A 22899-nucleotide genomic window follows, 5' to 3' on the forward strand; every position below is an offset into this window, starting at 1 on the left:
ATACAGTTTAAAGAGGCGTACCGCCATTGATGTGAATGACTTGCCCGGTGACATAAGAAGAATCATCAGACGCCAAGTAGACATAGCCCGGCGCTAATTCATCCGGCTGCCCGGCACGGCCAAGCGGCGTATTTTTGCCGAATTCCGCTACTTGGTCCGCAGGGAATGAAGCCGGAATGAGCGGTGTCCAGATTGGGCCTGGCGCTACTGCGTTTACCCGGATCCCTTCTTCAGCGAGCGATCCTGAAAGGGCGCGCGTAAACGAAAGGATGGCGCCTTTTGTGGATGAATAATCGATCAATGTCGGCATTCCTTGATAAGCGGTGATGGAAGTCGTATTGATAATTGAACTTCCTGGCTTCAAATGGTCAAGTGCCGCCTTTGTTAAATGGAACATTCCAAAGACATTGGTCCGGAACGTCCGCTCTAATTGCTCCGCTGTAATATCTTTCAATGAATTTTGAAGATGCTGCTCGCCAGCATTATTGACCAATACGTCCAGCTTTCCAAATTCAGAAATCACTTTTTGTATGGCTTCCTGGCAAAAAGCTTCATCCCCGATATCTCCCGAAATCAACAAGCAGCGCTTCCCTTCCTGCTCCACATGTTTTTTCGTTTCTTCGGCATCTTCATGTTCATCCAAATACGCAATCGCAACGTCTGCTCCTTCTTTTGCAAAAGCAACGGCTATCGCCCGTCCAATTCCGCTGTCGCCGCCTGTTATTAATGCCGTTTTTCCTGGAAGCCGCTGCGCTTTGCCTGCAAGGTTTCCAGTAAAGTCCGGTTCTGGGGTCATTTCTGATTCAAATCCTGGTTGGCGCTCCTGCTCTTGTGCGGGTAAGTTTTCTGGCTTGTCTTTTTCCATCGTCTCGTCATCCTTTCAGATTTGGTTTCGTGTTCTAGACTTTTCCCGTTCTTTTCTTCCCTAAACATCCTCAATAAGTAAAATGCCGCACACCCGAATCCTCCTCAGGTGTGCGGCATTTCAGTTTAAATGACCGGTTTAGCCGGCGGGGTGCCGGCAAGTTCTGGATAAGCTTCTTTCAAAATACTTGCACGCATCATATAGGCTGTCAAAAGCACGAGGCAGATGCTGCATCCCCATATGACATACTGCGCAGGCACGAAATCGTATAATAAGCCGAATAATAAGTAGCCAAGCGGCATCATCGCCATGGCCATCGATTCCAAGATACCGAATATGCGGCCCCGGTATTCTTCGGCCACGTCTTTTTGCATCATGACTCCGATAGGGGTATTGACACAAACATTCGACAAGCCGAAAGCCAGCATTAAGATAATGAAGTACAAGACATTCATGGTATAGGACATATTCAAAACCAAAGGCAACGCAAGTGCTGCCAAAATAATGGACATGGCGAGAATCGCCCTTTTTGAAAACAATAATGGAAACTTGACTTCTTTTCGAATCGAGAAATAAACAGATGCTGCGAGCATGCCTACTGCAATCATTGATTCGATAATGCCGAAATGCGTCGCTTCTACTTTTAATTGCTGTACTGCAATGAACGGCAAACCGATCATCAAAGCGGAGAAAAAGAAATTCAAACCGATGGCCGTCGTGACAATCACCATAATGACCCGGTTCGTCCGAAGATAAGCGATCCCTTCTTTCATTCCCTGCATGACCGATTGTTTCGGTTCATCCGCTGTTTTCGCTGCAGCGGTCGTGAAGAGCCTGAAATTCATCGTCGCTTCGAGAACAAGGGCAATGGCGTAAGCTACAATTTCAATTGCGAGAAAAACATTCATCGATACGAAGCCGAACAGCATACCGCCAATGACAGGCCCTCCGATGGCAGCAATCGAAACCGCCGACTGATTGAAGCCCATCGCTTTTTGAATGCGGTCCGGATCAATTAAATTCGCAATCGATGCGGAAAAAGTGACGCCGTTGAACATCGAGAATACCGATACTAAGGCAGTCGCTGCATAAATTGCAGGCAACGATAAACCGATAACCAAGCTATACACCAACAATCCGCTGACTGTTAAAATTCCGCCGAGCTGGGATAAGATGATCAATTTCTTCTTCGAATAATTGTCTGCGGCATATCCCGCAAACGGCGCTAGAATTGTGCGCGGCAAAATACTGCAAATCAAATTGACAGCGAAACTGGCAGCGGACCCTGTGAGTGCCAACACATATAAACTGATTCCGAACGCGTACACGCTGCTGCCGAATGTAGAAATGAGCTTGCTGATCGTGAAGGTGTATAAATGGTAGCCGGCCCGTTTCATCTTTGCTGCTTCTGACATTTTTTCCATCCCCTTAGAAAAAAGTTTAATTTAATTAAACAAAATATATCACGGTTAAATTGGCATTGCAAGAGAAAGTTTAATATAATTAAACTAATTTTAAAATGAGGTGAATGAAGTGGAGACTTTAGGAGAACGCATCAAGAAATTGCGCAAAGAACAAGGCCTAACGCTGCAGACACTCGCCGGCAGCGGCCTGACTAAAGGAATGCTGAGTTTAATCGAAAACAATAAAGCCAATCCATCCATGGAAAGCTTGTCTTATATAGCGGAGCAGTTAGGCATCGATAAGAATGAATTATTAGCGGAAATACCGACGAGTGAATTACGGGAACTGTTGCAGGAAGTTGAGAAGATGTACCGGATCGAAGCAGAGAATTTCAGTGAAGGCTTTCCAAAAATCGCTGAAAAGATTGAACCCTATGTCGATTCATTGCCTTATCGCTATGAATCTGCCCGGTTGCTTGAGCTTTATAGCCGCAGTCTGTATTACGCTAAAAAAGAAGGCTGGCAAGCCCCTCTTTCGCAAGCAGAAGAAATGTATGAAGGCTTGCATTTGATGAACAACAGCGCCGAAATCCATATGTTCCGTGCAACCCTTAAATTCAATGAACACCTTTACAGCGATGCCCTTTCTATGCTTCAAGAATCACGGAAATCTTTTGAAGCCCGGGATGCTGTTCTTGATTCGCTGAAAAAATTGGATTTTGATTTTGTAGAAGCAATCTTGTATTTTGCTATCGGCAATGATGAGGATGCCGTACGCATTATTAATGAAGCGGTCGAATATTCAAAAGAGCACCAAATTTTTTATAAGATGAACGATCTTTACCGTGTCATGAGTTTCCATGCCATTTTAAAAAACAATCAGGAAATGAAAAACTATTACGTCCATAAGCTCCGGCTGTTTGCCGAGTTTTCAGATGACGAAAAAATTGACATCACGTTGGATTTGCTGGAAGCCCATTATTTAAATTCTTTTGTCCATGAATATGAAAAAGCGGAAGCGATTGTCGATAAAAATCTGGAGAAATATAAAGAAGATGAGATTTCTCAATTTTTCCTTGAGAAAGGAAAAGCTCTATACGGACAAGGCCGCCTCGAGGAAGCGCTCGACTGGTTGAAGCGCCATAAGATTTGGGAATTTCTTCACCACCCGTATGACCTCGCGATGAATTATGAAAAAGACGCTTATATCGCTTTGATATACGAGCAGCAAGGCCAACACGAGCTGGCGGTAAAGCATGCGGACATCGCCAAAAACAATATTTTACCGCTGTTGGATTTACCTTATAAAAAATTCATCCTGGACGTGCATCAGCAAATCGTCCGATAAAAAGATAAAAGCCTGGCCGAATAAAAATTCGGCCAGGCTTTTATTTAGCTAGGTGCTTAAAATAGCCTTCATGGAATTTCATGAGCTGCTGCCAGTCCGCCTCAAAATCCGGCTGGATACAAGACACTTGGAACAGTTCTCTTTCCTGGAGGTAAGCGCTTGTACTATGAAGCTCCAATCCGGACAAATGCGCATCCAGTGCGAAATGTTTGTAATCGCGCTCACCTTTAAAGGTAATCGCTGTCGGAAAGCCTTCTGCGAGCTTTGGCCAACTTGCGGTGTCCCGTTTCAACTTTTCTAGACGTTCGGCCAATCGTTCATACCGCTCCGGATAAGCATCCAGCGCAATTTTGAAGCTTTTTAACAATGAATAGGACAAAGTAAACGGCACTTGATTGCTATAATGGCCCAAGTCGAGGTACGCAGGCAGCTTTGGATCCGGCAATATGTTCCGGTTGGCAAAAACGATGGCGAGTCCACTGCTTGTTCCGATTGCTTTTCCGCTTACGGCCGTCGCAAGCCAAATATTTTCAAAGGAAAGCGGAACCGCCCCAAAACTGCTGACGGCATCGACGCAAAGTTTCACTTGCAGCTGATCGCAGATTGATGCAAAACTTCCGATATCGTTCAGCATGCCTGTCGAAGTTTCACCGTGCACCATTAAAAGCCAGCCAAAACTTTGCTGCTGGAGACGCTTTTGAATGGAAGCCAGCGAAAAAGCGCTGCCCCATTCCTGCTCCTCTACTTCAAAATCCAGTTTCCACTTGCTTGCCTGATCTTTTAGCCGTCTGCCAAATTCACCATTCACTAAGATTAAGCCGCGGCTTTGAAGCCGGCTTATTTGGGCAAGCATCGCTTCATTGGCAAGCGTTCCGCTGCCGAATAAAAAATGCGGACAAGATCCGGTCATCTCTTTTAGCTTTTCTTTCGTTTCTTCCAATACTGCCTGGAAAGTGGACGAGCGATGGGAAACCGGGTCTTCCGTAAAAGGTGCCGAAAGCGGCCCCGTTAACTTTACGGGTCCCGGCAAAAATAATTTCCGTCCGGTTTGGAGGCGCGCAGCTACAGACTCAGCATATTGGCTGCGCGTCGTAGCCATTGGCACGAACACCGCATCCCCTGTTCCTACAGGATCTGCGATGGCTTTAAAGCCCAACTGGCCATATAATTTCAATTGCCGTGTGGTCCCTGAAATGACGGCGGCATCGAACCCTTCGGCGTAGCAATAATCCGAAAGTGCCCGGGCCATCAGGAAAAACACCCGGCCGTTCCGATGCTGTTTCCGGACCGCCATCAATCTGATTTCGCAGATTTTGCGGGAATTCGGCAAATACTGCTCTACCTCACCGATTTTCAGATCCAATGAAAAAGGACGTTCAGATCGCAGCGCAATCATACCCACGAGGAGCGTATCCGCTAAAACAATCAAGTACGTATTCTGTGCATGAAAAGAATCTACCCTTACCCCTGAACCGTCTGCTTCGTGCTGGGGAATCTCCTCGACAAAGGTCTCATAATTCAATTGGGCAATCGCTTGGAACTCTTCCTCGCTTCGGGCAATTTTGCACCAGTACACAGCTATTCCCCCTTCTATTCGCGTTCGAAAATCTCTTCTATTTCATAGAGACTCAAATCAATATCCAGAGGTTCCCCTATTGCTAGCTTCGCTAATTGCATGCCTAAATACGGGCCTGCTGTCAGCCCTGAGGACCCTAAGCCGTTCGCTGCAAAGAGATTGGCATAGCCTGGCACCGGCCCGATGACCGGCAGTGCACTTTGAGTCGAGGGGCGAAAACCGGTCGCGGCTCCCGTCAACTCAGCCGCCGCAAGCCCAGGAGCTGCATCGAGTGTTTTATCCAGGATGTGATGGATGCCGCCCGCGGTCAGTTTAGTGTCATACCCCGCATCATTTTCATGCGTGGCGCCAGCGACGATGCGCCCTTCTGAAAACGGTACAATATACAACCCATAAGGCACCATCGCTACCGGCCACTCTTCAGTCGGTGTTTCTTCCGAATGCAAGTGAAGAATTTGCGCTTTTTGCGGCACGACTTTAAATCTCAGACCGAGCGGTTCGAATAGTCCAGCTGCCCAAGCCCCCCCTGTGGATACGATACTCTCTGCATAAAATTCCTTACCGTCTGCTTTTACTCCTGCCACTTCCGTTCCTTCTAAGATCAATTCTGCATTTCCATGCACTTTTTTCGCGCCCAATTTCACTGCCGCTCCGATTAAAGCATCTCGGACAGAATGCCCTTCCACTCTTGCTGCGCCGCTGACGTAAAGAGAACCATACGGCCCTGTTGCGAAAGGGAACCGTTCTTGCGTCTCTTCCGGGGAAAGCCTCTTAACTTCTCCCATTTCCGGCGCTTCTTCCCGGCGTTCACGTGCCTTTTCTTCCATTTTATCCAGTTTGCTGTCTTCGTGAATGCTGACGATGCCGACTTGCTTATAGCCTGTTTCTTGCTGGCCAAGCGCTTCCAATGCTTGGATCAATTCAGGGTAGTAAGCTGCTCCGTTTTTTGCAAGTCCATACCAAGCTTTATTTCTTCGCTGTGAAATCCAGGGACAAACAATTCCCGCTGCTGCACCAGTTGCTTGCCCTGCATCACCTCGATCGATCAACGTCACTTCTGCACCGCGCTTCGCAGCTTCGTATGCAGTAGAAGCCCCTAGAATTCCGGAGCCGATAATAATTACTGACTTCATTTAAACACCCAGTCTCTATAATTTCTTATCTTCATTTTACTGGAGTTGGCAATCATACTCAAATGCCTCTGTCTTTCCATGGATTTAAAAGCTCGGGATGAGGGTAGAGATTAGAAAGAAAATTTATCTGGAAATCAAGGAGGCGTTTTTATGGAAAAAAGTTCTTCCACTGAAAAAGTATTGCCGGTGACCTCATTCAGAAGCGGATCCGGTTATGAAGTCGCACCTGATATATACTGCTATACCATTCAAGTGGCAAACGTGTATTTTATCGGAAATCCTGCCGTCAGCAATGAATGGGTACTCGTTGATGCAGGCATGCCGGCTTCTGGACAACGTATTTTAAAAGAAGCGGAAAATCATTTTGGCCCCGGCCATAAATTAAAGTCCATTATTTTAACGCATGGCCATTTCGACCATGTCGGCGGTTTGATTGAAATTTTGGAAACGCATGATGTGCCGGTCTATGCCCACCCATTGGAATTCTCTTATTTAAAAGGAATCACTGACTATCCTGAACCGGATTTTGAAGCAGAAGGCGGATGGATCGTCAAAATGTCAAAAGAATTCCCCGTGAAAGCCATTGATATCTCAACTCGCCTTCATGCATTGCCTGAGGACGGCACAGTGCCGGATATGCCTGGATGGCGCTGGATTCATACGCCAGGCCACACAGAAGGCCACGTTTCTCTGTTCCGGGAACATGGACGCATTCTTATTGCGGGAGACGCTTTTGTAACAGTCAAGCAAGATTCGCTTTACCGGGTCCTGACGCAAAAGAAGGGTGTGTACGGTCCACCCGTATATTTGACGCCAGACTGGCGAGCCGCTTGGGAATCCGTCGTAAAACTTGCTGACCTTCGTCCTTCTGTAGCAGCTACAGGACATGGCAAGCCGATAAGAGGTTCCGTTTTAGCAAAAGGTTTAGTGGAATTAGCTGAGAACTTTCCGGATCTCGCAGTTCCAAAATACGGGAAGTTTATCGATACACTGCACCCTTAAACAAAAAACCTCTTGGAAAAGTTTTTTCCAAGAGGTTTTCTATGGGCAACGCAAATAAATACGATTTAACCGAATAATTCAAAAATATGTTTTAATATTTCAGAAAACGGGTATAAAAATAGTCCAGTTCCGTTTTTTTATAGAAACTGAAATGACATCGAATGGAGATGAGCACAATGATTAAAAGAGCGCTTTTTGTTTCAGACCACGGCGATCCTTTAGCAAAATTAGGAGGTAAACAAGCCGGCGGTCAAAATAATTACGTTAAACAATTAGCCCTTGCCCTTGAAAAAAGAGGTTGGCAAATAGATGTTGTCACCCATTGGTGCGACGCTTCAGCGCCAAGAATCGAGAAATTCGGAACTGCTTGCCGCGTCATCCGGGTCGAAGCTGGCCATAAAGGATTTGTATCTAAAGATGAGATGTTTACGATGCTTCCAGCTTTCTACAAAGAGATGAAAAGTGCGCTGAACCTTTCCTCATATGATTTAGTTCACACACATTACTGGCTTTCCGGCTTAATCGGGAAAAAACTGAAGGAAGAATTCGGACTCCCCCTTATCCATACTTCCCATTCTCTCGGATGGGCAAAAGCAAAAGCGACCGGCGTCACAGATGCACGGCGTATCAAAGCTGAAAAGTCTATTTTAAAAACAGCAGATCAAGTAATCGCTACTACAAATAATGAGAAACAATTGATTCAGGAAAACCTTGAGTCGCCTTCTCCTATCAAAGTGATCCCCATCGGGGTGGACGAGGCATTTACCGTGCATGGAATCCGTTCACATCTCAGAAAAAAATCCGGCTTTGAGGCTCCTCTCTTCGTTTTTGCCGGAAGGTTGGAAGAAACCAAGGGAATCTTCACGCTGCTGAATGCATTTCAGCTATTGGTCAATAAGACCGAAGCCAAATTTAAGCCTCGACTTTTGATTGCTGGCGGAGAACAAGATGGAATCGATCACGCAACGCGCTTGCCGCTCGACCCTAAACTGCGTGAAGCTGTCAAAGGCATTGAAAAATATGTGGAATTTCTTGGGCCGCAATCACAGGAACAGCTGGCAAGGTTGTTTAATATTGCCACTGCCACCATCGTTCCTAGTTATTACGAATCGTTCGGTATGGTGGCTGCAGAAGCGCAAGCATGCGGCAGCCCTGTTATCGCATCGGATGTTGGCGGTTTGAAAAACGTCGTCCAAGATGGCATCACCGGATTGCTTGTCGAAACAAAAAACGAAATCGATTTAGGAATTGCCATGGAAGTCTTATCAATCAATTCGTTATTGGTTGAACGCTTGAGCCGTCAAGCCGTCAGAATTGCAAAGAAAGATTTCGATTGGGATTCAATTTCCGAACGCATTGATTCTATGTATGAGGTGATTAGCAGTGCACGAAGCAAAGCATATATTAGCAACAGACCTGGATGGAACACTGGTTGGTGATTCCGAAGGTCTTCAGCAATTGCTGAAATTCTACGATGAACAAATTTACGATGTCTCGCTTATCTATATTACGGGCCGATATTTTGATTCGGCTTTGTCATTAATTGAAAGCGAGAACCTGCCAGTGCCGGATATTTTAGTGACAGATGTCGGTACGACCATCCACATTGGCGAAAATTTCGAACAAGACAAGGACTGGGAAGCCCGAATGCTGGAAACTTGGGACCCAGATGCGATTGACGCAATTGCCGCCACTGTTTCCGGTTTGACGAAACAGCCGCTTTTGCTTGAAAATCGCTGTTCCTATTATGTTGAAGAAAAACAACCTGTCGAAGAATTCCAAACTAAGCTGGAAGCCTCAGGCATTCCGTATAAATTGATATTTAGCGGTGGACGCGATGTCGATATCGTGCCGTTGCCAAGTGGCAAGGGACAAGCTTTGCAATATCTATTGGATAAATACAATATTCGCGACGCAAAACTTTTAGTAGCTGGAGATTCCGGAAACGACCTGGAAATGCTGACACTTGGTTTTCCTTCTGTCATTGTCGGCAATGCCCTTCCGGAACTGTTGGAAAGTGAAGAACACCCACTCATTTTCCGCGCCACTAAAGGATATGCAGGCGGAATTCAGGAAGCCTGGAAACACTTCCACTCCAAATAGCCTTCTAGCCGCTTCTACGGCCTTGGAAGGCTATTTTTATACATACTTTATGCGCATTCAAGCAAACATTTGTTTTTTTAGCCAATTCGTTTATATTTAAAGGAAAGGCAGTTTCGTGATTTCCAAAGATGTTTGCGTATTTCAAGATGAAAAAAACAGATTTGCCTATGAACAGGAGGAAATTGAGATGAGTAAAGTCGCGAATTTGCAAAAAGAGTCCATGGTCATGTTGAAGGAAACGAGCCGGACTTTTTTCATCCCAATCAATTTTTTAGAATCTAATTTGAAAAAGACGGTTGCTTCTGCCTATTTATGCATGCGGGCAATTGATGAAATTGAAGATCATCCGGAATTGGATGATGAAGTGAAAATCCACCTTTTGTCAACAACCAGTGAATTATTGAAAGCTCCATTCGACCGCTTTGCTTACGAAGCTATGATCAAACCTTACGACAACTTTCTGCCGCCGGTTACAAAACGTTTAGCCGATTGGATCAGCGTCTGTCCTCCGGAAATCGTGGAAAAAGTGAAAGAATCCACTTCCATCATGGCAGCCGGAATGGCAAAATGGGTGGAGAAAAAGTGGATTATCGAAACGAAGGAAGATCTGGATGATTACACGTATTACGTGGCTGGGCTTGTCGGTACGATGCTTTCCGACTTATGGAAATGGCATGACAATACGGAAACTGATCCGGAACTGGCCATCGCTTTTGGACGGGGCCTACAGGCTGTAAATATGCTCCGCAATTACGATGAAGACTTGGAACGCGGTGTCACTTTTGTACCAGATGGTTGGACGCGTGAAGACATGTTCAATTACGCAAACGGCAATTTGGAACAAGCCAACCAATACGTAAAATCGATTAAAAACAAACGAATTTTGATGTTCTGCAAAGTGCCGTTGGCTTTAGCGCACAGTACGTTGAAAGCATTGAAATCTGGAAAAGAGAAGATTACACGGTCTGAAGTTGAAGGAATCGTGGAACAGCTCAAGCAAGAAGAACAGATCAATTAGGCAATGGACGCATTTGATGGCTTATCAAATGCGTCTTTTTTGTATGGGCTGTTATAGGAAAAGATACTTACTTTCGGCTTCACTTCCCTTCTTCCTTTCGACCAAATAGGCTATACTTAAAAAAGCGAAGCAACTATAAACGGGGGAGAAAAATGACGATTTCCATTATTAGTGTATTGACCGCAGCCACTTTCGTACTCAATATTTTTCTAGCTGCAGCGCTTGTCTTTTTAGAGCGCCGGGATGCTTCTTCGACATGGGCATGGCTGTTGGTTCTTTTTTTCATTCCGATATTCGGCTTCTTTGTTTATCTTCTTCTCGGCCGCCAACTTCGTAAGAAAACCTTGTTCAAATGGGAAGGCCGAAAAAAAATCGGTATTGATAGTTTGATCAAACATCAATTACACGCTTTGGACGAGGACGATTTTCATTTTCGCGACGATAATGCCCACGACTACAAGGATTTAGTTTACCTTCACTTACGAAATAACGGCGCCGTGCTGACTCAGGACAATGCTGTCCAAATTTTCAATGACGGCCGCCAGAAATTCGATGCATTGATTGCCGATATGGAGCAAGCAAAAGACCATATACATATCCAATACTATATTTTCCGCTTGGACGGCCTAGGCACCCGTCTTTTAAAGACTTTAACCGCCAAAGCGAAACAAGGCGTCAAAGTTAGGCTGCTTTATGACGACATGGGGTCACGACGGCTCAGCAAGAGACATTTTAAAGAATTCATCGATGCGGGCGGAGAAGTTGAAACTTTCTTCCCGTCCATCTTGCCGATTATCAATCCACGCCTCAACTACCGGAATCACCGAAAAATTGTAGTCATCGATGGCCGGGTTGGGTATGTTGGCGGATTTAACGTTGGAGATGAATACATCGGCTTAAGCCGGAAATTCGGCTACTGGCGAGACACCCATCTGCGTGTAGAAGGCAGTGCGGTACACCCGCTGCAAACCCGTTTCATCTTGGACTGGAATCAAGCCTCTGCACGCCATGATATTGAATACGATGAAATCTTCTTCCCTGCCATTCCTGAAAAAGGCAAAACAACGATGCAAATTGTCTCGAGTGGTCCTGACGAAGAATGGGAACAGATTAAAGACGGTTACCTGAAACTGATCAATATGGCGAAAGAATCGATTTATATTCAGACGCCGTATTTCATACCTGATGCAAGCTTCTATGATGCTATTCGGATTGCCGCCTTATCCGGCATCGATGTACGCGTCATGATTCCAAACAAACCGGACCACCCTTTCGTCTATTGGGCGACTTATTCGTATGCCGGACAGTTATTAAAAGCAGGCGCGCGGGTCTATATTTACGATAATGGATTTATCCATACGAAAATGATTGTGATCGATGGAAAAGCATCTACCGTCGGGACTGCTAATATCGATGTACGGAGCTTTAAATTAAACTTTGAAATAAACGCCTTCATCTATGATGAAAAAGTTTCCTCGGACCTTGCAGAATTGTTCCACCAAGATGTGGAGCTCTCTACGGAACTGACAGTAGACATCTATCTATCCAGAACCAAAATGATTAAAACAAAAGAATCAATTGCTCGGCTGTTGGCGCCTATTCTATAAGACTGCGACCTAACAGAAAATATACAAAAAGCGTTTCCCTCCTTAGTTGGAAGGAAACGCTTTTTTAATGTACATCCAGATATTCTTCTAATGTCACACCTTTAGCATGGATATCAGCAGCTACTTCTTTGCCGACATAACGGTAATGCCAGGATTCGTGCATATAGCCGGTAATCTTTTCCGCTCCTTGTGGGTAGCGAAGAATAAAGCCGTAGCGATGCGCGTTCTCCATCAGCCATTTGCCGCCTTTCGTGTCACCAAAGCTAGCGGAAGCCCAATGCTGCTCTTGCCCCGTTTCTCCGATATCGAAGGCAAGTCCTGTCTGATGTTCCGAATATCCCGGGCGTGCGCTATAGCGGTCTGCCGCTTGCTGGCCATCTTTTGCAACATAGCCTTCGTATAAAACTTTCTGGCGTGCAAAATCACGATACGTACTGAATGCCGTCAAATCGATTTTCGCTTTTAACGCTTCTGTCCGCATGGATTCAAAAGCGGCTCTTGCTTCTTTGCTTTCACCCGGCGCGTATGATTGCGGCAGCGGATGCTGTTTATTGGCGATCAAGACATTGTTAATGACTGTCGGTTTAGCCGGCAATTTTAAATTGTCCTGATATTTCGTTGCGTCTTTTACTGGTTGTTCTTTTGCGGGAGGCGCCTTTTCTTGCTCCGGCGCTTTCTCTTCTTTATCAGCGGAAGGAACTTCTGCTGGCGGGGTTTCCGTTTTTTCCGGCGTTTCCGGTTCAGTCGGCTTTTCTGATTCTACCGGAGTTTGCGGCTCTTCAGGCATAGGCGTTTCCCCTTTTTGTGATGAGACATCTTCATTCGGTTCAACTGTTTTGATATCTGTTTCAGATGGCGATAAAGCCTCTAAACTTTCTTCTATATCCCAATTGTGGAGAGACATCCAGTAAGCAGAAACCCCTCCAGCTAAAACGACTACAATTCCAAGGCTAATGAGGATCCACTTTATATAAGGCTTCTTATTTTTCTGATTCATCGAATACCGCGATTGCATGGTTCTCCTTCTTTCTCTAAAGTTCTTTTTTATTCTACCATTACTCTCGCATAATTTCTCCCTAAACAAATGAACATTCGGTATACTTTAAATAGAATTTTTTACAAGATATGAGGGAAGAATATGAACAATCAAAAATGGCTTTCACTTAATTTTTTCGCTTTCTTTTTCACATGGGGAGTCTTTCTGCCTTATTGGACAGGATGGTTGACCAACGATAAAGGCATCAGCGTTTCAGCAGCGAGCCTCATCATGGGTGCCGGCATGTTCGCCCGATCGCTTTCCACCCTGATTTTCTTCCCGCTCATGACGCGCATCTTTTCGTTAGGGAAGCTTATGCAGCTACTGGCCATTCTATCTTTTGTCCTCATGCTCCTACATATGCCCGCTAACTCTTATGTGTGGCTATTCATCTTAACTTTCGCTTTCAGCTTTGTCTATCCGAACTTGCTGCCGGCGATGGAGAGCGGCGCAACCGTATTGATGAAAACAGACCATATCCATTACGGGAAAAGCCGTTCTTATGGATCTGTCGGTTATACCATTGCATTATTGATTGTCGGCGGTGCTACGGCAATATGGCAGGAAAGCGCAATTTACTGGGTAATGCTTGGCGGGTTGCTATTCATGGCTTTCACCCAATCAGCTACTTCACCTATTCCCTTACAATCTAAACCTGAATCCAAAAAAACGAATTCCGGAAGCGTCATGAAAGAATTGCTGCGTTCAAAACCGTTCATGCTCATGTTGTTGATCACGACTTTGCTGCAGGGAGCACACGCAGCTTACTATAATTACGGCTTTATTTATTTGCAGGACGTCGGCGTCAACAGCTTTTACATCGGCCTTATCTTGAATGTAGCGATCCTTTTTGAAATCCTGATATTTGCAAAAGCCGATTCATGGTTCGCCAATTGGTCCGTTTCGTCGATGTTCTTAGCCGCTGGTATCGGCTCCACATTGCGATGGGTGTTGATTTTCCTTTTTCCATCTGTTTGGGTGTTCATCTTCAGCCAAGTTTTCCACGCCTTGTCTTTCGGGCTGGCGCATTTCGCATTCATCCGCTATATTTTCCAAAAGCTTGATCCTTTGCACATTCCAGCTGCCCAAGGAATGTATGCAGCCATTGCCATGAGTTTAAGCGTTGCGGCTTTGACCATTCTCGGAGGTTTTCTTTACGAAATCTCTCCCGGCCTTTCATTCCTTGGAATGGTTCTATTCTCCGGCCCGGCAATTTTGTTGGTATTGCTCACTAGAAGAAGATTTTCTTATTAAATAAAAATTCCTACAAACTACCCCCATAATCTTCGAGATGACTGCGAATAAATGAGTATCAACTGTCACAGGGAGCTGGGTATATTGAAACGAATTTCACAAAAGGATATCGCAAGCTTAATGGAACGCTTAGATACCTTACTTGAAGAACGCCAAAAAGAAAAATACCAATACAAAAAAACAGCAGCGGCCAATTAGGCTGCTGCTGTTTTTAACTACTGGATTATACGAGAATTGTAACCAACACGATGACAAACAGTACGGCAAAAATAATGGCCATCCCACGCATCCATTTTGCTTCGCGGTCCATGCCTTTTGCTTTCATCTGGCGATAACGGAACGAATTAGTCAACACAAACAGCAAGGTCATGAATAATACAGTGATTTCTAAATTTCCCATAACGAGAAAAGCGAGCGCTGCTAGACTTAATACAGCCATCGCAATTCCTTGTACCCATTTCGAATTCATCTTTTTTCACTCCTAAAAAAGAAAGCCGGCAAAGTATGCCGGCTTTTTGTTTTTATTTTTTATCTTCTACAGCTTCCAATGCTTTTTCGGGATGTTCAGAATAGAACTTGCGTCCGATAAACGTTTGGATGATCAGCAAGATCCCGCCGACTGCCCAGTATACTGGCAATGCAGCCATGGATGAAAATGATACGAACATGATCATCACTGGTGAGATATAAACGAAAAGTTTCATTTGCTTTTGCTGCTGTTCCGGCATTGTCCATAATGAGACTTTTGCTTGGAAGAAGTAAACTGCTCCAGCGATCAAAGTCATTAAAATATCCGGCGAGCCTAATGTGAACCATAGGAACTCATGATCTTTTACATAATCCGGGGCGTAGAGAATCGCAAAGTAAAGACCCATAATGATTGGCATTTGAATGACAACTGGCAGACAGCCCATATTCAACGGGTTAACGTCATGCTTTTTGTATAGACCCATCATTTCCTGCTGGATTTTCATTTGTTCCTCTTTGTCTTTTGTTTCTTTTAAGCGCTTTTGAATGTCTTCCATTTCCGGGCGCAATTTATCCATTTTGACTTTCATGCCTTGCTGGCGCTTATACGTACGCAGCATAAATGGCATCAAGACTAGACGAATTACTACAGTAATCGCTACAATCGCTAAACCATAGCTTCCACCGAACAAGTCACCCAAGTAAATTAACGAACTAGCAAATGGCTTTACAAAAACACTATAGAAAAACCCTTCTTGATTCTCAACAGCCGAACAGCCGCTTAATACGAGAACCGCCATTGCCAGAAAGGACAGCAATATCATTTTCTTTTTCAATTTAGTCACCTTCACCTTTTTCAACTATAAAGAAGTATACCTATATGATTGATAAATTTCAATCAGTGACTCTGAATTAGCAAACTTTATTGCATTGTGTGACAAAATAGCGAATGCTATAAAAGTTTTCAGGCAAGAAAAAAAGGAGAAAAAATTCTCCTTAATTCGAGTTTGGCAGATTGTAGCGGAAATACGGAATGTGCTGGCTGTCGCGGAATTGTTTTGGTGTGACAGTTGTGTATTTTTTGAAGATGCGCGTGAAATAACTTTGGTTGCAGAAATGGAATTGCTTCGAAATCTCTGAAATCCCTTTGTCCGAGTGGCGTAAATAATATTGAGATTCTTCTACACGGCGCACATTCAAATACTCAACGAGTGTAATGCCGGCATGCTCTCTGAAAATACGGGACAAATGGCTTGTTGAGATATGGAAATGCTTCGCAATGTCCTCTACTGACAAATCTCGTTCGACTTCATCATTGATGAACATGACTACTTTGTTTACGGTTTGATGGCCAAAAGAAGGCTGTTTGCGTTCAGAAATGACCGACACAAAGAACTCGATCAACTCATCCGCTACGTAAAGAAACTCTGAATCGTTCATATGCTTTTCAACCAATTCGATGCAAGCCGTATTGAAAGCAAACGCTTTTTTAGGCGGCACGCGCATTTCATAAAGTTTACGAGCCATTACAGATGAGAGGACTATGTAATAGTTGCGGACTTGGCGAATGGTATCTTTGCCTGCTTTAATACCGATTAAATCGATCAAAAGGCGCAAAGTTTGCTTCGCCCGGTCTTTTTCAAGATGGTGGATTTCATAAATTAATTGTGTTTCGATTTCAAAAAACTTCTCAATTCCCTCATATTGATTCAGATTTTCACTTTCATTCATAAAAATCTTGGAAATTGTTTCTTGAATCGATGGCGCAGCTAGTATATTCATTTTTTCCCCGTCTTTCTAAGTTCTAAATTTTAAGCAGTTACTTCAACTATATACTGAATCGCTCAAGATGAACATAGCTCAAAGTAGAACTTATTAAATTTTTTATGTAATATGGTTTATTACCATTTTACCTTTAATACCTTATTAAAGGAAATATTTTCCCTAAAACTATACTACAAATGACGAATATCTGTCAAAAGGGTTTCTCTGGAAACTAATAAATTTCCAATATTTTAAAATTCATGACTAAAAGCCAGTCTTTCCCAAGAAAGGCTGGCTTTTGCTCTCTCGTTTCTATTCTTTATCCGGCGGGATCAAAGCACGTATATGCCGCGGAAGAACTTCAATTGTAAAAGGAGTCGGTGAACCTTCATCGCCGTCGATATTGCATGAAATTGGCTCACTTGTGTCAATTGAGACTTGGGTGGTATGAACCACTTCTACTGCCGGGTCTTTTTCAAGCTTCCCTCTTAACATTGCACCTGCTATTCGGATAAAAGCAGGCAAAGCTGCATTTTTCACAATATAGACATGCAGTAGCCCATCGTCCGTTAAGGCTTCTGGCGCCAGCTTTTCAAATCCGCCAACCGAATTGGTCAAAGCGACCAACACCAATTTTGCTTCGCCTTCCCACTCACCGTGGTCATGTTTGATTTTAAAATATTGTTCCGCATCCGAAGTAATCGCCTTAACTCCTTCTATGAAATAAGCCAAGGCCCCTAATCGAGTTTTCTGTTCCGGTGACACTTCATAAGTCGATTCGGCAATTTGTCCGAGCGCCAAGATATTCATGAAATAATGATCGCCCACTTTTGCGATATCCACTCTTTTTTCATATCCTGTTTTTAAAGCTTCAATCGCTTCAGGCGGATCCAATGAAATCCCCAGTGCCCGGGCAAAATCATTGACGGTTCCAAGCGGGATCAAGGAAAACAGCGGTTGGTGAGGCTGTTCCGCTAAACCGGAAACAGCTTCGTTGATGGTTCCGTCGCCCCCCATCGCTACGACGAAATCATATTTTAATTCACAGGCTTCACGGGCAAAATTTGTGGCGTCATGCTGTTTTTCTGTGGTCCTTGTGTCTACACTATAGCTCATATCTACTAATGTTTGTTCTACTTGGGCACGATATTGGGCCGCTTTCTCTTTTCCTGCAGATGGATTCAAGATAAACATCGCTTTTTTCATTTAGTTACCTCCGGTGGTATGATATAACCATATTTATCTTTACCCTCTCTTAGGGTCAAGTTAATCCCACTGTTCTTCAATTACTGAAAGTGAGGGTGACAATGCGCATTTTTATTTATTTGATTATTTTCTTCGCGTTTTTTGACTTGTTTGCCCAGCTGCCAATCATGAGCCCATTTGCCGTCGATTTAGGAGCCACGCCTTTTTTAGCCGGGCTTGCTGTAGGCATGTATTCGTTGTCGAATGTGGTAGGCAATGTGATTTCAGGAATATTCGCTGACCGCCGCGGGCCTTTAGCCATACTGATTTTCGGCCTCGTTTCCACAGGTGTAATTTTGTTTTCTTATCATTTAGCAGCCGGTCCGTACAGTTTGCTGATCATCCGCTTTTTCCACGGATTGGCTGCCGGCTTCACGGTGCCCGCCGCTTTCACTTTTCTGGCCAATAAAACCGAGCAGAACCGGCGAGGAAAAGGGGCTGCAGTTTCCGGAGCCTTTGTCGGATTAGCCGCCATTATTGGCCCAGCTTTCGGTGCCATTTACGCGAGCCGTACAAGTGTCCCGGAAATGATGGGAGTTACAGGTACCATTCTTCTGTTGCTGGGGACCATCTCTTACTTTTTGCTGAAGAAAGAACCTGCCAAGCAAGAATCTGTCCAAGCTGCTAACATTCCATTTATGGTCGCCATTCGCAACCGCGGCTTATTTCAGGCATTTATCGGCGCTTTTTTCTTAATGTTTTCTCAAGGGGTGCTTGCTTACATGCTGCCCCTTAAAATCGATGCGCTTCAATTGCCTTCCGAAATGAGCGGCTTGCTGTTAAGTACTTTCGGCATTGCTGCCATTTTGGTATTTCTGCTGCCAGTCAATCGCTTATTCGACCGTGTAAAACCTGTCTATACATTAATCGCCGGCTTTACGTGTATGGCGCTTTCCCTTTTTCTTTTAAGTGCGGTTTCTCTTGCAGCACTTATGTATATCGCCATGGCAAGCTATGGAATCGGTTTTGCCCTTCTTTTTCCTTCCATCAACTCGCTCTTGATCGATTCGACGAATCTGCAATCGCGTGGAAGAGCTTATGGCTATTTCTATGCATTCTTTTCTTTTGGTGTGGTTGCCGGATCCAGTGTTACTGGAGCTCTGGAATTATCCGCAAATGAAGGATTTATCTTAAGTGGAAGTTTGCTGCTCATCATAGCAGGGCTGAATGGAATAGTGGCTAGAAGATAAAACGCAGGAAAGAAGGATGGTTTTTAACCATCCTTCTTTTTCGGCCACTCATTTAGATATTATCGGTGCCAATGCGCGGCTCCGGCGATACGGTCTTCGTGTTCTCTGATTTTTCTTCGCTCGTATCGTTTGAAGATAACTTCGCATTTTCATCTGCTTTTTTATCTTCATTATAATATTGGACGCCTGGCTCTCCGCCTTCATTGACCATTTCTTTTTCGCGGTCTTTTGTCGATTCTTGTCCGTCAGTTGATGTTTTGTTTAGTTTGTCCAAGTTTTGAGATTCCATAAATGAATTCACCTTCGTTTTCGCATTATTAAAAGCTACAGTGGCTTTTTCACGATTTTCTGGTTTCTTGAAGTATGCATATGCGCCGGCAGCTAAACCTGCCAATAATATCCCTCTTCTTTTTGCCATTTACTTCACTCCTATTCTCTATTAAAACTTGTTTACCCTATTTTACTAAACTTATGCAACATTCACATGTCAAAAGCATTACATTTTATTGTTGGTGAATTTCATATCCACATGTGGAATTCCATCTTCATCGTACGCTTCTGAAATCGGCAGAAAACCGAAAGACTCATAAAACTCTTGCAAGTATACTTGCCCTTGCAATTGAATTTCATTGGATTGCCATTCGTTCAAGATATAGTCCATTGCCTGAATCATCAATTGTTTAGCGAGCCCCCGGTTTCTTGCTTCGGCACGGACGATGACCCGTCCGATAGAAGGGATTTCATACTTCACCCCCGCCGGAACCAGCCTAGCGTACGCCAATGTTTTTCCATTCTCGCTATAGGCGATGTGAATGGATTCTTGATCTAAATCATCCAACTCAGGATACGGGCAATTCTGCTCCACTACAAATACATCCACCCGTAATTTCAAAAATTCGTATAACTTTCGGGCAGTCAATTCATCAAAATGATAGGTATTCCACTCCAAATTCTTCGCCTCCCTCTCTCTTTTCATTATTTCACATTAGTGGCTATTTGGATGTATTTTTGATATGATAACGGAAAGAATTTTAGAGGTGAGCAAATGATTCGTGCAGGCACGATTGATGATATTGCATCTGTCCAGGAAATCGCACACGTTAGCTGGGTTGATACTTATGAAGGCATTATTCCTCCAACTGTCCAAAAACAATTTTTAGATAAATCGTACTCTACGCCAATGATGGAAATGAGACTCGAGAGAACCATTGTTTTGCTTGCTTTTCATGGTAGCGAACCCGTTGGATTTGCCAACTTCACCCGAGTAGACGAAGACGGCGATGCTGAGCTGATTGCGCTTTACTTGAAACCTGAATTTCAACGCAATGGCTACGGCAAACAATTGTTGTCGAGCGGACTATCCCAGTTAAAAGATGGCTCGCAATTATTCGTTTATGTGGAATGCAAAAATGAAAAAGGCCGGAAGTTCTATGAACGCAATGGCTTTGAATTAGTAGAAGAATTCGAAGAAGTCTTTGAAGGCTACCCTTTACAGACTGCCAAATATATTTATTACTTAAAAACACCCGTTCTTTAAAAGAACGGGTGTTTTTTGTTTATAGCGGACGATACGTATCGTCATCTTTATGAAGCGGATTATTGGTCGTATCGTTTTGTCTCCGCTGTTCTTCCTGGCGAAGGCGCTCTTCTTGGCGGATCCGTTCTTCTTCACGAATTCGCTGTTCTTCTTTTAGCTTCACATCATCATTGCGTCCATTAAAGTCATCGCGTCCTGACGAGAAATCGTCACGTTTGGTCCCTTTCCGTACAAAGCACATAATTGCCGCAATGTAGAATAAGATCGATGTTAACGAAAGCAACCCTGCAAATAGCCCTGCAATGATGAAAAGCACTCCTGCTGCTTTAGGATTGCGATTATTTCGCAGATTCGCGATAGCTAAAATCGCTAAAATGGTACTGATCGCAAGCAGTGCGACGATTATCCAGCCAATGATGCTAAAGCTGGAAATAAAAGTATCCAAAAAGGCTTGGGCGTCTTGCGGACTTGCAAATGTTGAATCATTCAAGATTTCTTGTTCAAAATCCTGGAATTCTGTCGTGTTTTGCACACTGTCGAAACTAAGGATACCGATTACCAATAGGGCGATGGTTAAAAGATTAAAGATAATGCCTATTACACCTAATGTTTTTTCTGCACCTCTGCTGACAACTCCATTGTTCATTTCATGCACCTCTTTCTCACTTTTCTTCTGGCTTGGTTGAAAGCCCTCTTTAAACAGTTTCCCTGATTAATATTAATAAAACCTGTTTAAGCTTTTGTGATAGGGGTAGTTAATTATTAACAAAGATTTTAAAGGAGATGAAATTAATGGAAAAGAAGTTAATTTTTAATCAAGCAGACTTTATGTATGGAATTGGCGGCGCTTCTGTTTTAACTGCTATTGTTTTCTTTATGACAAGCCTATAATACGGAGGATGAGGATGGAAAACTACATATTGGCAACATAGCAAAAGCAATCCACTCGAAATCGAAGAGGATTGCTTTTTGTATGCTTAAATTTTCACATCATCGTAGTCTTTATAGCGGTCGAATGCAACAACTGCATACGAACAAACCGGCTCCATTTTGTAATTATGTTCACGGGCATAGTCGGCCGCGCGATCAAGCAATTTTTTCGCAATGCCTTGGTTGCGCATCGATTCATCTACAAAAGTATGCTCAATCACCATGACATTCGCCAGTTCCGTCCATGTAATTTCCGCCTTAAGCATTCCCGCTTCTTCCTGGCGATAAGCGAATTCATCATTTCCCAATTCTACTAGCTGAAATTCCATATTTTTCTCCCCCTACTTATTGATTGATAGACAACGGACGCAACGATGCTTCGATTTCAGCCCGTTTGGGCTCAAGAAACGGCGGCAAAGCAAGCGTCTCTCCCAAAGTTTCCAATGGCTCATCTGTAGCAAAGCCCGGTTCATCCGTCGACAATTCAAAAAGAATGCCATTCGGCTCACGGAAATAGATGGCTTTGAAATAATAGCGATCTACTTCACCTGAAGTCATAAAGCCATTTGAGCGCAAGTAAGCGTTCCACTTGCTGTACTCTTCATACGTTTTCACACGGAAAGCGACGTGATGGACGCTTCCTCTCCCAGGACGTTCAGGCGGCAAATCTGTCCGTTCCTCTAAGTGTACTTCGCCAGCCGGCCCTCCTTTTCCTGTTGAAAACACCAAAATATCTTTCATTCCTTCTATTTTTGACGGATAAGAGCCAATTTGCTCAAATCCTAAGATGTCGCTTAACACAGCTGCTGTCTTGCCATTTTTGCGGACAGTCAACCGAACATGCCCTAAACCGACAATCGCATATTCTTCCGGAATTCCCGCTTTCGTCCAAGGAATGCCGTATTCGATTCCTTTTCCGTCATCCACTACCAGCATCAGACGGGATCCTTCAAAGTCTTGGAAAGTCAGGGATGGCCGTCCAAAAATTTCTTCCACTTCGCCATGCGGGACGCCGTAGCGATCAAAACGTTCGACCCAATACGTGAGCGCCGCTTCATTCTTGATTCGCAAGGCAGTATTGCTGATGGAAGAAACACCAGGATAGGTGCGGCCTGCCATCGGAATATCAAAGTACGTCATATCAGTTCCAGGAGTCCCTACTGCATCGGCATAAAACAAATGATAAGACGAAGTCGAATCCTGATTAACACTCTTCTTCACTAAACGCATGCCTAAAATCCGTGTAAAGAAATCATGGTTCTTATCCGCATTTGCGGTAATTGCGGAAACGTGGTGAATGCCTTCTAGTTTCATTATTTCTTCCTCCTTTAATTATCTTGAATTCGAGATATTTAATTTATTCTATCACCGCTTCTTCTGAGCTGCAACTGAACCGGCTCAAAATAAAAACAGCCAGGCA

At 44.0% G+C, this 22899-nt stretch carries 23 protein-coding genes; 9 read left to right on the forward strand and 14 right to left on the reverse strand.

What is annotated here, in order from left to right:
* Window positions 1-7 precede the first annotated feature (7 nt).
* Complete coding sequence (locus NFU07_RS09405) at window positions 8-865, reverse strand: SDR family oxidoreductase (protein WP_251477280.1); 858 nt, start codon at window positions 863-865, stop codon at window positions 8-10.
* A gap of 125 nt (window positions 866-990) precedes the next feature.
* Window positions 991-2280, reverse strand: a complete 1290-nt coding sequence (locus NFU07_RS09410; protein ID WP_251477283.1) for an MFS transporter — start codon at window positions 2278-2280, stop codon at window positions 991-993.
* Between the two features lie 118 nt (window positions 2281-2398).
* Between NFU07_RS09410 and NFU07_RS09415 the strand changes: the two genes are divergently transcribed.
* Window positions 2399-3616 (forward strand): helix-turn-helix domain-containing protein, encoded by a 1218-nt coding sequence (locus NFU07_RS09415; protein ID WP_251477287.1) that lies wholly within the window; start codon window positions 2399-2401, stop codon window positions 3614-3616.
* Window positions 3617-3656: 40 nt separating this feature from the next.
* On the opposite strand, the gene NFU07_RS09420 is transcribed toward NFU07_RS09415, so the two are convergent.
* Together NFU07_RS09420 and NFU07_RS09425 are read right to left on the reverse strand one after the other, a co-directional pair.
* Window positions 3657-5192 (reverse strand): aminotransferase class V-fold PLP-dependent enzyme, encoded by a 1536-nt coding sequence (locus NFU07_RS09420; RefSeq protein ID WP_251477291.1) that lies wholly within the window; start codon window positions 5190-5192, stop codon window positions 3657-3659.
* A 14-nt stretch (window positions 5193-5206) separates the two neighbouring features.
* Window positions 5207-6325, reverse strand: a complete 1119-nt coding sequence (locus NFU07_RS09425) for an NAD(P)/FAD-dependent oxidoreductase (protein WP_251477294.1) — start codon at window positions 6323-6325, stop codon at window positions 5207-5209.
* Window positions 6326-6475: 150 nt separating this feature from the next.
* Here NFU07_RS09425 and NFU07_RS09430 point away from each other — a divergent pair, with 150 nt between their 5' ends.
* From NFU07_RS09430 to cls, 5 genes are all read left to right on the forward strand, one after another.
* Window positions 6476-7327: an MBL fold metallo-hydrolase gene (locus tag NFU07_RS09430; protein ID WP_251477297.1), complete on the forward strand. Its 852-nt coding sequence runs from the start codon at window positions 6476-6478 to the stop codon at window positions 7325-7327.
* 176 nt (window positions 7328-7503) lie between these two features.
* Window positions 7504-8766, forward strand: a complete 1263-nt coding sequence (locus tag NFU07_RS09435; RefSeq protein ID WP_251477300.1) for a glycosyltransferase — start codon at window positions 7504-7506, stop codon at window positions 8764-8766.
* Entirely contained in the window at window positions 8711-9430 is a 720-nt protein-coding gene (locus tag NFU07_RS09440; RefSeq protein WP_251477304.1) for an HAD-IIB family hydrolase, read from the forward strand. Before NFU07_RS09435 ends, NFU07_RS09440 begins: the two co-directional genes overlap by 56 nt.
* Before the next feature lie 187 nt (window positions 9431-9617).
* Window positions 9618-10448, forward strand: a complete 831-nt coding sequence (locus NFU07_RS09445) for a squalene/phytoene synthase family protein (RefSeq protein WP_251477307.1) — start codon at window positions 9618-9620, stop codon at window positions 10446-10448.
* Window positions 10449-10600: 152 nt separating this feature from the next.
* A complete protein-coding gene (gene cls / locus NFU07_RS09450; RefSeq protein WP_251477310.1) occupies window positions 10601-12055 on the forward strand; it encodes a cardiolipin synthase in 1455 nt (484 codons plus the stop codon).
* 64 nt (window positions 12056-12119) lie between these two features.
* Here the strand turns inward: cls and NFU07_RS09455 are convergent, their stop codons facing one another.
* Window positions 12120-13070, reverse strand: coding sequence for a M15 family metallopeptidase (locus NFU07_RS09455; protein ID WP_251477312.1), 951 nt, complete (start codon window positions 13068-13070; stop codon window positions 12120-12122).
* 123 nt (window positions 13071-13193) lie between these two features.
* Between NFU07_RS09455 and NFU07_RS09460 the strand changes: the two genes are divergently transcribed.
* Entirely contained in the window at window positions 13194-14345 is a 1152-nt protein-coding gene (locus tag NFU07_RS09460) for a 3-phenylpropionate MFS transporter (RefSeq protein ID WP_251477315.1), read from the forward strand.
* A 223-nt stretch (window positions 14346-14568) separates the two neighbouring features.
* Here NFU07_RS09460 and NFU07_RS09465 read toward each other — a convergent pair whose 3' ends face one another.
* The 4 genes from NFU07_RS09465 to NFU07_RS09480 all read right to left on the reverse strand — a co-directional run bounded on the left by NFU07_RS09465 (window position 14569) and on the right by NFU07_RS09480 (window position 17783).
* Window positions 14569-14814, reverse strand: a complete 246-nt coding sequence (locus NFU07_RS09465; protein WP_251477319.1) for a hypothetical protein — start codon at window positions 14812-14814, stop codon at window positions 14569-14571.
* A 52-nt stretch (window positions 14815-14866) separates the two neighbouring features.
* Window positions 14867-15649: a membrane protein insertase YidC gene (gene yidC, locus NFU07_RS09470; RefSeq protein ID WP_251477322.1), complete on the reverse strand. Its 783-nt coding sequence runs from the start codon at window positions 15647-15649 to the stop codon at window positions 14867-14869.
* Between the two features lie 160 nt (window positions 15650-15809).
* Window positions 15810-16595 carry a helix-turn-helix domain-containing protein gene (locus tag NFU07_RS09475; RefSeq protein WP_052653177.1) on the reverse strand — a complete coding sequence of 262 codons (786 nt, stop codon included), beginning with the start codon at window positions 16593-16595 and terminating at the stop codon, window positions 15810-15812.
* Between the two features lie 294 nt (window positions 16596-16889).
* Window positions 16890-17783 carry a diacylglycerol/lipid kinase family protein gene (locus NFU07_RS09480; RefSeq protein ID WP_251477324.1) on the reverse strand — a complete coding sequence of 298 codons (894 nt, stop codon included), beginning with the start codon at window positions 17781-17783 and terminating at the stop codon, window positions 16890-16892.
* A gap of 101 nt (window positions 17784-17884) precedes the next feature.
* On the opposite strand from NFU07_RS09480, the gene NFU07_RS09485 reads away from it, so the two are divergent.
* On the forward strand, window positions 17885-19012 hold the full coding sequence (locus NFU07_RS09485; protein ID WP_251477328.1) for an MFS transporter: 1128 nt from the start codon (window positions 17885-17887) through the stop codon (window positions 19010-19012).
* Window positions 19013-19064: 52 nt separating this feature from the next.
* Here the strand turns inward: NFU07_RS09485 and NFU07_RS09490 are convergent, their stop codons facing one another.
* Window positions 19065-19430, reverse strand: a complete 366-nt coding sequence (locus tag NFU07_RS09490) for a hypothetical protein (RefSeq protein ID WP_235198165.1) — start codon at window positions 19428-19430, stop codon at window positions 19065-19067.
* A 78-nt stretch (window positions 19431-19508) separates the two neighbouring features.
* A complete protein-coding gene (locus NFU07_RS09495) occupies window positions 19509-19961 on the reverse strand; it encodes a GNAT family N-acetyltransferase (RefSeq protein ID WP_251477331.1) in 453 nt (150 codons plus the stop codon).
* Between the two features lie 96 nt (window positions 19962-20057).
* On the opposite strand from NFU07_RS09495, the gene NFU07_RS09500 reads away from it, so the two are divergent.
* A complete protein-coding gene (locus tag NFU07_RS09500; protein ID WP_251477334.1) occupies window positions 20058-20549 on the forward strand; it encodes a GNAT family N-acetyltransferase in 492 nt (163 codons plus the stop codon).
* Between the two features lie 19 nt (window positions 20550-20568).
* Here NFU07_RS09500 and NFU07_RS09505 read toward each other — a convergent pair whose 3' ends face one another.
* From NFU07_RS09505 to NFU07_RS09515, 3 genes are all read right to left on the reverse strand, one after another.
* Entirely contained in the window at window positions 20569-21195 is a 627-nt protein-coding gene (locus tag NFU07_RS09505; protein ID WP_251477337.1) for a DUF4064 domain-containing protein, read from the reverse strand.
* Window positions 21196-21526: 331 nt separating this feature from the next.
* The gene (locus NFU07_RS09510; RefSeq protein WP_251477340.1) at window positions 21527-21808 is read right to left on the reverse strand and encodes a GNAT family N-acetyltransferase; all 282 of its coding nucleotides are present in this window, start codon (window positions 21806-21808) and stop codon (window positions 21527-21529) included.
* A 16-nt stretch (window positions 21809-21824) separates the two neighbouring features.
* Window positions 21825-22793, reverse strand: a complete 969-nt coding sequence (locus NFU07_RS09515) for a ring-cleaving dioxygenase (RefSeq protein WP_251477343.1) — start codon at window positions 22791-22793, stop codon at window positions 21825-21827.
* Window positions 22794-22899 lie beyond the last annotated feature (106 nt).

It is taken from the genome of Planococcus sp. NCCP-2050, from assembly GCF_023708025.1.
Taxonomy (GTDB): domain Bacteria; phylum Bacillota; class Bacilli; order Bacillales_A; family Planococcaceae; genus Planococcus.

Bases quoted from the DNA above. Each gene is read 5' to 3' on its own strand.
- NFU07_RS09405 (WP_251477280.1), bottom strand. From the start codon at position 865: ATGGAAAAAGACAAGCCAGAAAACTTACCCGCACAAGAGCAGGAGCGC.
- NFU07_RS09410 (WP_251477283.1), bottom strand. From the start codon at position 2,280: ATGTCAGAAGCAGCAAAGATGAAACGGGCCGGCTACCATTTATACACC.
- NFU07_RS09425 (WP_251477294.1), bottom strand. From the start codon at position 6,325: ATGAAGTCAGTAATTATTATCGGCTCCGGAATTCTAGGGGCTTCTACT.
- NFU07_RS09430 (WP_251477297.1), top strand. From the start codon at position 6,476: ATGGAAAAAAGTTCTTCCACTGAAAAAGTATTGCCGGTGACCTCATTC.
- NFU07_RS09435 (WP_251477300.1), top strand. From the start codon at position 7,504: ATGATTAAAAGAGCGCTTTTTGTTTCAGACCACGGCGATCCTTTAGCA.
- NFU07_RS09445 (WP_251477307.1), top strand. From the start codon at position 9,618: ATGAGTAAAGTCGCGAATTTGCAAAAAGAGTCCATGGTCATGTTGAAG.
- cls (WP_251477310.1), top strand. From the start codon at position 10,601: ATGACGATTTCCATTATTAGTGTATTGACCGCAGCCACTTTCGTACTC.
- NFU07_RS09455 (WP_251477312.1), bottom strand. From the start codon at position 13,070: ATGCAATCGCGGTATTCGATGAATCAGAAAAATAAGAAGCCTTATATA.
- NFU07_RS09460 (WP_251477315.1), top strand. From the start codon at position 13,194: ATGAACAATCAAAAATGGCTTTCACTTAATTTTTTCGCTTTCTTTTTC.
- NFU07_RS09465 (WP_251477319.1), bottom strand. From the start codon at position 14,814: ATGAATTCGAAATGGGTACAAGGAATTGCGATGGCTGTATTAAGTCTA.
- NFU07_RS09475 (WP_052653177.1), bottom strand. From the start codon at position 16,595: ATGAATATACTAGCTGCGCCATCGATTCAAGAAACAATTTCCAAGATT.
- NFU07_RS09480 (WP_251477324.1), bottom strand. From the start codon at position 17,783: ATGAAAAAAGCGATGTTTATCTTGAATCCATCTGCAGGAAAAGAGAAA.
- NFU07_RS09485 (WP_251477328.1), top strand. From the start codon at position 17,885: ATGCGCATTTTTATTTATTTGATTATTTTCTTCGCGTTTTTTGACTTG.
- NFU07_RS09490 (WP_235198165.1), bottom strand. From the start codon at position 19,430: ATGGCAAAAAGAAGAGGGATATTATTGGCAGGTTTAGCTGCCGGCGCA.
- NFU07_RS09500 (WP_251477334.1), top strand. From the start codon at position 20,058: ATGATTCGTGCAGGCACGATTGATGATATTGCATCTGTCCAGGAAATC.
- NFU07_RS09505 (WP_251477337.1), bottom strand. From the start codon at position 21,195: ATGAACAATGGAGTTGTCAGCAGAGGTGCAGAAAAAACATTAGGTGTA.
- NFU07_RS09510 (WP_251477340.1), bottom strand. From the start codon at position 21,808: ATGGAATTTCAGCTAGTAGAATTGGGAAATGATGAATTCGCTTATCGC.
- NFU07_RS09515 (WP_251477343.1), bottom strand. From the start codon at position 22,793: ATGAAACTAGAAGGCATTCACCACGTTTCCGCAATTACCGCAAATGCG.